This window comes from Pseudomonas sp. lyk4-R2A-8 (genome assembly GCF_030209095.1).
Classification (GTDB): Bacteria; Pseudomonadota; Gammaproteobacteria; order Pseudomonadales; family Pseudomonadaceae; genus Aquipseudomonas; species Aquipseudomonas quebecensis.
The window spans coordinates 53,924-63,732 of record NZ_JARVSS010000031.1 but is presented as its reverse complement, the minus strand read 5'-3'; the positions used below and the strand labels follow the sequence as shown (position 1 = coordinate 63,732).

The 9,809-nt window shown below is 62.1% G+C and carries 6 protein-coding genes and 1 pseudogene; 3 read left to right on the top strand and 4 right to left on the bottom strand.

From position 1 onward, the window contains the following. Positions 1 to 215: 215 nt before the first annotated feature. Entirely contained in the window at positions 216 to 2,414 is a 2,199-nt protein-coding gene (locus tag QRN10_RS22755) for an OsmC domain/YcaO domain-containing protein (protein ID WP_253507919.1), read from the bottom strand. A 163-nt stretch (positions 2,415 to 2,577) separates the two neighbouring features. Here QRN10_RS22755 and QRN10_RS25415 point away from each other — a divergent pair. Then, a pseudogene (locus tag QRN10_RS25415) lies at positions 2,578 to 2,850 on the top strand (PAS domain-containing protein); the annotation flags it as partial. Positions 2,851 to 3,036: 186 nt separating this feature from the next. Next, on the top strand, positions 3,037 to 4,143 hold the full coding sequence (locus QRN10_RS22750; protein WP_502941464.1) for a methyl-accepting chemotaxis protein: 1,107 nt from the start codon (positions 3,037 to 3,039) through the stop codon (positions 4,141 to 4,143). A gap of 41 nt (positions 4,144 to 4,184) precedes the next feature. On the opposite strand, the gene QRN10_RS22745 is transcribed toward QRN10_RS22750, so the two are convergent. Further along, positions 4,185 to 5,585 (bottom strand): XAC2610-related protein, encoded by a 1,401-nt coding sequence (locus QRN10_RS22745; RefSeq protein ID WP_285429203.1) that lies wholly within the window; start codon positions 5,583 to 5,585, stop codon positions 4,185 to 4,187. 126 nt (positions 5,586 to 5,711) lie between these two features. Here QRN10_RS22745 and QRN10_RS22740 point away from each other — a divergent pair, with 126 nt between their 5' ends. Then, a complete protein-coding gene (locus QRN10_RS22740) occupies positions 5,712 to 6,281 on the top strand; it encodes a cysteine hydrolase family protein (RefSeq protein ID WP_285429202.1) in 570 nt (189 codons plus the stop codon). 253 nt (positions 6,282 to 6,534) lie between these two features. Here the strand turns inward: QRN10_RS22740 and nirD are convergent, their stop codons facing one another. Next, complete coding sequence (gene nirD, locus QRN10_RS22735; RefSeq protein WP_285429201.1) at positions 6,535 to 6,900, bottom strand: nitrite reductase small subunit NirD; 366 nt, start codon at positions 6,898 to 6,900, stop codon at positions 6,535 to 6,537. After that, positions 6,900 to 9,461 (bottom strand): nitrite reductase large subunit NirB, encoded by a 2,562-nt coding sequence (gene nirB, locus QRN10_RS22730; protein WP_181077871.1) that lies wholly within the window; start codon positions 9,459 to 9,461, stop codon positions 6,900 to 6,902. The genes nirD and nirB overlap by 1 nt, the downstream gene beginning before the upstream one ends. Positions 9,462 to 9,809 lie beyond the last annotated feature (348 nt).

Genomic DNA, 9,809 nt, shown 5'->3' with positions numbered 1-9,809 from the left:
GCAGTCCTTTTGTGGTGAGCGGGCTTGCCCCGCGCTGGGCTGCGCAGCGGCCCCCTCCCATCCACCGTGTACTTTCAGGTAAACCCCACCGCCTGGCTTTGGGGCCGCTGCGCAGCCCAGCGCAAGCAAGCTTGCTCAGCACAGGGGAATTGGACAAGACACACTCGTTGCGGCGGGCCTGTCTTTTTCTGTGGTGAGCAAACTGTGCCAAAGGCTTATCGGATGGACACCGCCGCTCGCGCGCTGTGCAGCTTCTTGTAGCTGTCGATCAAGCGCAAGTGCCGGTCCAGTCCTTCGAGCTTCATGCTGGTCGGGGTCAACCCATGGAACCGCACGCTGCCGTCGACCGAGCCGATCACCGCATCCATGCGCTCATCGCCGAACATGCGCCGGAAGTTGGCCTCGTAGTCCGCCAGTTCCAGGTCGTCGTCCAGTTCCATCTCCAGCACGGCGTTGAGCGCTTGGTAGAACAGCCCGCGCTCGGCGGTGTTGTCGTTGTACTGCAGGAACATCTCCACGCACTCCTTGGCCTCTTCATACTGGCGCAAGGCAAGGAAGATCAGCAGTTTCAGCTCCAGGATGGTGAGTTGGCCCCACGCGGTGTTGTCGTCGAACTCGATGCCGATCAGGGTGGTGATGTCGGTGTAATCGTCCAGCTCGCTTTCGATCAGGCGCTCAACCAAGGCCTCCAGCTCTGCGTCGTCCAGGCGGTGCAGGTTGAGGATATCGGCGCGGAAAAACAGGGCCTTGTTGGTGTTGTCCCAGATCAGATCTTCCACCGGGTAGATTTCCGAGTAGTCCGGCACCAGGATCCGACAGGCCGTGGCGCCAAGGTGGTCGTACACCGCCATGTAGGACTCTTTACCCATGCTATCGAGAATGCCGAACAACGTTGCGGCTTCCTCGACGTTGGAGTTTTCGCCCTGACCGGAGAAGTCCCATTCGACAAATTCGTAATCCGAACGGGCACTGAAGAAACGCCACGACACCACGCCGCTGGAGTCGATGAAGTGCTCGACGAAATTATTCGGCTCGGTCACCGCCTGGCCTTCGAACGTCGGCTGCGGCAGGTCGTTCAGGCCTTCGAAACTGCGGCCTTGCAGAAGTTCGGTGAGGCTGCGCTCCAGCGCCACTTCCAGGCTCGGGTGCGCGCCGAACGAGGCGAACACGCCGCCGGTGCGCGGGTTCATCAGGGTCACGCACATCACCGGGAATTCACCGCCCAGCGACGCATCCTTGACCAGCACAGGGAACCCCTGGGCCTCCAGACCTTGAATGCCGGCCAGGATGTTCGGGTACTTGGCCAGCACCTCGGCGGGCACGTCCGGCAGGGCGAATTCACCTTCGATGATTTCGCGCTTCACGGCCCGCTCGAAAATCTCCGACAGGCACTGCACCTGGGCTTCGGCCAGGGTGTTGCCGGCACTCATGCCATTACTGAGGTAGAGGTTTTCGATCAGGTTGGACGGGAAATACACCACCTCGCCATCCGAGCGGCGCACGAACGGCAGCGATACGATGCCGCGCTCTTCGTTGCCGGAGTTGGTGTCGAACAGGTGCGAACCACGCAGTTCGCCGTCGCGGTTGTAGACCTTCAGGCAATAGGCGTCGAGGATGTGTGTCGGCAGTTCATCGTTCGGACCGGGCTGGAACCAGCGCTCATCCGGGTAATGAACGAACGGCGCGTTGGCCAGCTCTTCGCCCCAGAACTGATCGTTGTAGAAGAAGTTGCAGTTGAGCCGCTCGATGAACTCACCCAGCGCCGACGCCAGGGCGCCCTCTTTGGTCGCGCCCTTGCCATTGGTGAAACACATCGGCGAGTGCGCATCGCGGATATGCAGCGACCACACGTTCGGCACGATATTGCGCCACGACGCGATTTCAATCTTCATGCCCAGGCCCGCCAGAATGCCGGACATATTGGCGATGGTCTGCTCCAGCGGCAGGTCTTTACCGGCGATATAGGTTCCGCCGTCGGACAGCGCGCTGGGCATCAACAAGGCCTGGGCGTCGGCGTCGAGGTTGTCGACTTCTTCGATCACGAATTGCGGCCCGGCCTGCACCACTTTCTTCACGGTGCAGCGATCGATGGAACGCAGGATGCCTTGACGGTCCTTATCGGAAATGTCCGCAGGCAACTCGACCTGGATCTTGAAAATCTGGTTGTAGCGGTTTTCCGGGTCGACGATGTTGTTCTGCGACAAACGAATATTGTCGGTGGGGATATTGCGTGTCTGGCAGTACAGCTTCACGAAATACGCCGCGCACAGCGCAGACGATGCCAGGAAATAATCAAAGGGGCCCGGCGCCGAGCCATCGCCTTTATAGCGAATGGGCTGGTCGGCAATCACCGTGAAGTCATCGAACTTGGCTTCAAGCCGGAGGTTGTCGAGAAAGTTGACCTTAATTTCCATGCGGGCACACCAGAATAACGGGCTAAACAAAAATGGCCGCCATTATGGGGTTTTTCATCGGGAAGTTTCAGGCTTTTGACCAGCGGCGGATCAATTGCCAAATGAATATTAATTTTTTGTGATTTGCCGCCGATGGACTGGGCGCAACCAGGGAGTAGTCCGAATGCGCAACAACCAGCCCGTAACACAGCGTGAGATTTCCCTCGCGCCGCAGCAGAAACTCATCTCCGCTACAGATGTGCAAGGGATGATCACTTACTGCAACGACGCTTTCGTCGAGATCAGCGGTTTCAACCGCGACGATCTGATCGGCGCCCCGCAGAACATCGTGCGCCACCCCGACGTGCCACCGGCCGTGTTCGAACACATGTGGAATGCTCTCAAGCAAGGCCAGCCCTGGATGGGCATCGTCAAAAACCGCTCGAAGAACGGCGACCATTATTGGGTCAACGCCTACGTCACGCCGATCTTCGACGGCAGTCGGGTGGTAGGTTTCGAGTCGGTGCGGGTCAAGCCCACCGCCGATGAAATCCGCCGCGCCCAAACCCTCTATCAACGGATCAGCCACGGCAAAACCGGCGTACCGCGCCAGGACGCGTGGCTGGCCGGCCTGTTGAACGGTGTGCCGTATGCGGCCAGCGGTATCGCCGGCAGCCTGGCCGGGTTGTTCCTCAGCGCACCGGTGGCCGTCGCGGTTGCTGTAGCGGTGGCGTTGCCGATAGGCATGCTCTGCTCAAGAGCACGCCACGGCAGCACGCTGCGCCTATTGCAAGGGGTCGAGCCCTCCACGTCGGATGCGTTGATCGCGCAGATGTACAGCGACGCGCGCGGCCCGCAGGCACGTTTGGAAACCGCGTTCCAAAGCCAGAACGCGCGCCTGAAAACCTGCCTCACCCGCCTGCAGGACAGCGCTGAACAACTCAGCACCCTGGCCGGGCAATCCGACCAGTTGGCCAGCGCCAGCGCCCGGGGCCTGGACCGCCAACGGGTGGAGACCGAACAGGTGTCCGCTGCCGTTAACCAGATGGCCGCGACGACGCAGGAAGTCGCCAGTCACGTACAACGCACCGCCGACGCCACCCAGCAAGCCAACGTGCTCACCGGCCGCGGCCGCGAAGTGGCGCGCGATACCCGTCACGCCATCGAGCGGCTGTCGGCGGTAGTCGGCGAGACCGGTGTCTCCGTGGCGCAACTGGCGCGTGACAGCGATGACATCGGCACCGTGGTCGACGTGATCAAAGGCATCGCAGACCAGACCAACTTGCTGGCGCTCAACGCCGCCATCGAAGCCGCCCGCGCCGGTGAGCAAGGTCGCGGCTTTGCGGTGGTGGCCGATGAGGTTCGTCAACTGGCCCAGCGGACCTCACAGTCAACGACCCAGATCCACGCGTTGATTACGCAACTGCAAACGTCTTCCAGCAACGCGGTGCAAAGCATGCACAACGGTCAGCGCCAAGCGCAGGAAGGCGTGGCGCGGGTGCTCGAAGCAGACCAGGCGCTGGCGGGGATCAGCGAGGCGGTGTCGCATATTACCGAGATGACCACTCAGATCGCCGCCGCCACCGAAGAACAAAGCGCGGTGGCCGAAGAGATCAGCCGCAACATCACCACCATCGCCGAACTGGCCGACCAAACCTCGATGCAGGCCCGTCAATCGACAGACCTGAGCAGGGAACTGACCGACACAGCGTCGACTCAGTACGCGTTGGTTGAGCGGTTCAATCGCTGAAGCCGCGACAACGGTGTGACCGAGGTGCATCACCGGCAGCATCAAGGCTGCCGGCGATACATCCCGGTCAGGTAGTCGGGAAAGTCCGGCTCTGCGTTGTGCCTGATCACCGCGAAATCTTTTACCAGTTGGATGTGATACGGCCCGGTGCCTTTGCTGGCCAAAGGTGCACGCACGATGATCAGGTTCTCGGTTTCCATCGGCACGCGCTGCTGCGTGGCGACGATAGGTTTTCCGCTGGCGGTGTCGTGGAGGGTCACGCTGAATTGCGCCACTTCGCGGCCCTGGGCATCGCGCTGGGGCAGGATCTTCAAGTCCAGGTCACCGTCGCGGCCCAGGTAGTCGTCGCGCATCTGGTAATGGCCGCTGCGCTGGTCGCGGGCTACGTCGCCGTACTTGGGGTACTCCGGCTCGCGGTCCTCGACATGCAGTTGCACTGCCAACTGCGACGCACCTTTCTTGCCGCTGCTGACCCAGGCGCCGCGGTAGTCGAAGGGTTCGACGCTGTCACGGGTGATCTGCCAGGTGCCGGTCTGATGGCCGTCGTCAGCCGATTCGTGCAGGTAAACGAAGGGTTTGTCCTCATAGTCGCCCATCGAGCCCACCAGTTTGATCGGTTTGCCGCTGCCACTTTTGGTGTAGCGCACTTCGCCGATCAGTACCTCGCCTTGCTGCTGATACCAGAGTTGCACCGGGATCTTGCCGTTGAGAGTGCCGGCGAGCATCTGCGGGTCTTCATTGACCGGCCCTTCCAGCCGCGGGGTTTCACGCCACTGGCCGTCCTTCCATTCGCCGCTGGTGCGCAGCATGTAGCCTTTGGGCATGCTGGTGCCGTCGTCGCTTGCCAGTACTTCTTCCTGCGTATAGGCGCTGAGTCGCACCAGCTCGCCGTCGCGCATCTGCCAACGGCTGGCGCGCGTCCAGCAGCAGCCCCGGTCGGTTTGCGAATGGATGATGCCGTCCTTGGGATTGATCGAGAACATGCCGCCGGAGGTCTCGTTCGCCAGGTCGGTGAGTGGGCGATTGAACACCCAGCGTGGCTGCTGCGGATCTTGCAGGTACACGTCGTAGTTCGACTGAAAGCCCGCATCGGCGCCGTCGCCGTTACGGATCGCCAGATCCTGGCGACCGTCCTGGTTGATATCGGCGAAATACACCACGCCATTTTCGCCGACCAGGCGCCACTCCAGAGTCTTGCCGTCGCCGTCGAGCGGCACGCTGGCAGCAGGCGTGCGCAGTTGCTGGAGGATCGCCAGGGTGGTTTTATCGCGCAGGGTGACCAGCGCCGGCGCCAGTTGCTGCAGGTCTTGCGGCACGTCAGGAAACAGCACTTCCAGCAGAGACCGGCCGCTGGGGTCGTTCAGAGAAAACGAGCGGGGCTCGGCCATGGCCGTGGTCGCGAACACCGTTGAGACAAGCACTGCGCTGACGAGCGAACGCATGGAAAGCATCCTTGCTGAAATCCGGGGGCCGCAGTGTAAAGGCAAACCATGAAGGCTTCGAACAAATTGCTGTGGGCGCGCGGGCGGGCTGTTATGTTGCGTGCTTCTCATGCCTAGGGAGGTGTCATGGAACCGTTAGCCGACAACGCAGCCTTGCTGCTTATCGACATGCAGCAAGGCATGAACCAGCCGACCCTGGGGCGGCGCAACAACCCGGATGCCGAGCGGCATATGCAGCAATTGCTCGTCGCCTGGCGCCAATGCGCGCGTCCGGTGGTGCATGTGCGGCATATCTCCCGCTCGCCGACGTCAGTGTTCCGGCCCGGTCAGCCCGGCTGCGAATTCCAGCCGGCGCTGCAACCGTTGGCCCATGAGCATGTGGTGGAGAAAAACATACCGGACGCCTTCATCCACTCCGGCCTTGAACGCTGGCTGCACCAGCGTGGCATTCGGCAGTTGGTTATCGCGGGCGTGATCACCAACAACTCCGTCGAAGCCACCGCCCGCAGCGGCGGCAACCTGGGCTTTAACGTAATCGTCGCCGCCGACGCTTGCTACACCTTTGACCAGACCGACTTATCCGGGCGCCTGTGGCCGGCCGAGGATGTGCATGCACTGTCGTTGAGCAACCTGGCGATGGACTATGCCAAGGTGGTCGAAACTTCACAGATACTGGACTTAAAGGCTGACACATAAACCTGTGGTAAGCGGGCTTGTCGAATCGTCGCACCGCCCGCGCTGGGCCGCGAAGCGGCCCTGTTCCCAGACACCGCGGTGTGCCAGGCAAAAACGCCTGGCAGGTTTTGGGGCTGCTGCGCAGCCCAGCGCAGGGCAAGCCTGCTCACCACAAAAACCTCACATTGCTCAGGCTCTGTGTTCTATCGAAGAGGTCTAGATACCTGTGCCTATCGGGGCAGGCTCCCACATCGTGCTCTGTGTAGGTCAGGATTCAGCAAGACACTTGCACCTCCACCATCCCACCCTTCAACCGCACCGGCCACACCCGCAGGCGCTGGCGCTGGGTTTCCAGGCATTGGCCGTCGTGCAGGCGGTAATGCTGTTTGTAGATCGGCGCGGCCACCACCAGCTCGCCCTTGAGGCTGCCCACCAGGCCACGGCCGATTACATTGGCGCCGGACTCCGGGTCGTGGTTGTCGATAGCGTAGAGCGTCTGTGCTTCGGCGTCGGGCAGGTAGAACAGCGCCACCTGTGCGCCGTCCAGCCACACCACCACGCCGGAATTGCGCACCAGGTCGGTTTCATTGCAAACGGCTTTCCAGCTGGCGAGTGTACGTAAGGTATTGGGCTGGCTCATCAGGCAATCTCCTCGGCGACGGCAATCAGGTTGAGTTCGGCGGCCATGATCGGGCGACGCTGGCCGCGTTCCTGGACGAAGTGAATGTCCGGGTCCGGGCGTTTGTCGTTGACGAAGGTGCGGAAGCGCTTGAGTTTTTCCGGGTCTTTGAGGGCATTGGCCCATTCGCATTCGTAGCGGTCGACCACCTGTTGCATCTGCGCTTCCAGTTCGGCGCCCAGGCCCAGGCTGTCGTGCACGATCACATCCTTGAGGAAATCCAGGCCGCCTTCCAGGCTTTCGCGCCACACCGAAGTGCGTTGCAGCTTGTCGGCGGTGCGGATGTAGAACATCAGGAAGCGATCGATGTAGCGAATCAGCGTGGCATCGTCGAGGTCGGTGGCGAACAGTTCGGCATGCCGTGGACGCATGCCGCCGTTGCCGGCGATATAAAGATTCCAGCCTTTTTCGGTGGCGATCACCCCCACATCCTTGCTCTGGGCTTCGGCGCATTCGCGGGTGCAACCGGACACCGCGAACTTGAGTTTGTGCGGCGAACGCAGGCCCTTGTAGCGGTCCTCGATCAACAGCGCCATTTTCACGCTGTCCTGCACGCCATAACGGCACCACGTGCTGCCGACGCAGGATTTGACCGTGCGCGTGGACTTGCCATACGCATGCCCGGTCTCGAAACCGGCCGCGATCAGCTCGCCCCAGATGTCCGGCAATTCGTGCAGTTGCGCGCCGAACAGGTCGATGCGCTGGCCGCCGGTGATCTTGGTATAGAGGTTGTATTTCTTCGCCACCTCGCCGATCACGATCAGCTTGTCGGCAGTGATCTCACCGCCCGGAATCCGTGGCACCACCGAGTAGGTGCCGTTCTTCTGCATATTGGCCATAAAGGTGTCGTTGGTGTCCTGCAACGGCACCAGCGACGGGTCCATGATCGGCTGGTTCCAGCACGAGGCCAGGATCGAGCCCACCGCCGGTTTGCACACGTCACAGCCGATGTGACCACGGCCGTGCTTGGCCAGCAGTGCTTCAAAGCTGAGCACCCCTTCCACACGCACCAGGGCATACAGCTCCTGACGGGTATAGGCGAAGTGCTCGCACAAACGCTTGTCGACACTGACGCCACGGGCCAGCAGTTCATGTTCGAACACCTGCTTGAGCAACCCGGCGCACCCGCCGCAGCCGGTGCAGGCCTTGGTCTGCGCCTTGAGCACGCCGAGGTCGGCGCAGCCGCCGTCGATGGCTGCGCAGATCGCGCCCTTGGTGACGTTGTGGCACGAACACACCGTGGCCGATTCCGGCAACGCGCCGGGGCCGAGGGTTGGTGCGCCGGCCGAGGACGGCAGGATCAGGCTGGCGGGTTCGGCCGGCAAGGCGATGCCGTTCTGCAGGTATTGCAGCAGCGTGTCGTAGTAGCTGTTGTCACCCACCAGCACCGCGCCGATCACCTGCCTGCCGGCGGCATCCACCACCAGACGGCGGTAGCTGGCGGTGGCCTCGTCGATAAACTGATAGCTGCGCGCGCCCGGCGTGTGGGCGTGGGCGTCACCGATGGAACCGACGTCGACGCCGAGCAACTTGAGTTTGGTCGACATGTCCGCCCCCACAAACGGCTCGGCGCCCTGCCCGCACAGCAACGCCGCCACGCCACGGGCCATCTGGTAGCCGGGCGCGACCAGGCCGAACAGGCTGCCGTTCCACGAGGCACACTCACCGATTGCGTAGATATGCGGATCGCAGCTCTGGCATTCGTCGTTGATCACCACCCCACCGCGCGGGCCGATCTCAAGCCCCGCCTGGCGCGCCAGAGCATCCTGGGCGCGAATACCGGCGGAAAACACGATAAGGTCGGTTTCCAGAAATTCGTCGTTGGCGAAATTCATGCGATAGCGATACTGCTCGCCAACGCTGATCGACTGCGTGGCACGAGACAAATGCACGCCGACGCCCAGTCGTTCGATCTGCGCCTTGAGTGCCAGGCCGCCGAAGTCATCCAGCTGCACCGGCATCAGGCGCGGCGCGAACTCCACCACATGGGCTTCCAGGCCCAGGCTTTTGAGGGCGTTGGCCGCTTCCAGGCCGAGCAGCCCACCGCCGACCACCACACCGCGCCGCGCATTGGCGGCGGCCGCACGGATGGCGTCGAGGTCCTGCAGGGTGCGGTACACCAGGCGCGAGTCACCTTCGGCGCCCTCTATCGGGGGTACGAAGGGATATGAGCCGGTGGCCAGCACCAGCTTGTCATAGGTGACGCGACCTTGGGCGGTGACCACCTGGCGCTGGGCGCGGTCGATATCCAGCACCTGCACGTCAAGGTGCAGGGTCACGCCCGGCGTCTGGTACAGCGCCGCGTCGGACAGCGCCAGCGACTCGGCATCGCGGCCGGTGAAGTATTCGGATAAATGCACGCGATCATAGGCGCGCATCGGCTCTTCGCTGAACACATGCAGTTGGTAGTGATCCAGCGCGCCGCGTTCGATCAACTGCTCCACGCAGTGATGACCGACCATGCCATTGCCGACGACGATCAGGGTTTGCAGCTGGTTCAGACTGGCGTTATTGGCGTTCATATCAGCACCCGACAAAACTCATCACGGTTTGAAAAAAGCAAAAAAAAACGCCTGAAACCTTACGGTTCCAGGCGTCTTTGCCTGTTCTTATACGGTTGGCATCGGACGACTTCGCCGATTCCACCGCTGTTGCCCATGTTGTCGATCGTCGTTGACCGAAGGGGGTTACCGGTGATCTTGCAGGCTCTGTGCCAACCTGTCGCAACCCCGTACCCACAGCCTCCACGCCCGCGCCCCCCTGCCGAACACGCCTCCAACTGGTGCGCAGCGCGTCATAAAAGGGCACAGGACGCTTGCTCCCGCGAGTTCGCGCGGCGGCGGCAAGCACCCTCACCACCATCAGTACGG

What these genes read in the sequence shown, in the direction of transcription:
- QRN10_RS22755 (WP_253507919.1), bottom strand. Translation starts at nt 2,414, where the DNA reads ATGGAAATTAAGGTCAACTTTCTCGACAACCTCCGGCTTGAAGCCAAG.
- QRN10_RS22745 (WP_285429203.1), bottom strand. Translation starts at nt 5,585, where the DNA reads ATGCGTTCGCTCGTCAGCGCAGTGCTTGTCTCAACGGTGTTCGCGACC.
- QRN10_RS22740 (WP_285429202.1), top strand. Translation starts at nt 5,712, where the DNA reads ATGGAACCGTTAGCCGACAACGCAGCCTTGCTGCTTATCGACATGCAG.
- nirD (WP_285429201.1), bottom strand. Translation starts at nt 6,900, where the DNA reads ATGAGCCAGCCCAATACCTTACGTACACTCGCCAGCTGGAAAGCCGTT.
- nirB (WP_181077871.1), bottom strand. Translation starts at nt 9,461, where the DNA reads ATGAACGCCAATAACGCCAGTCTGAACCAGCTGCAAACCCTGATCGTC.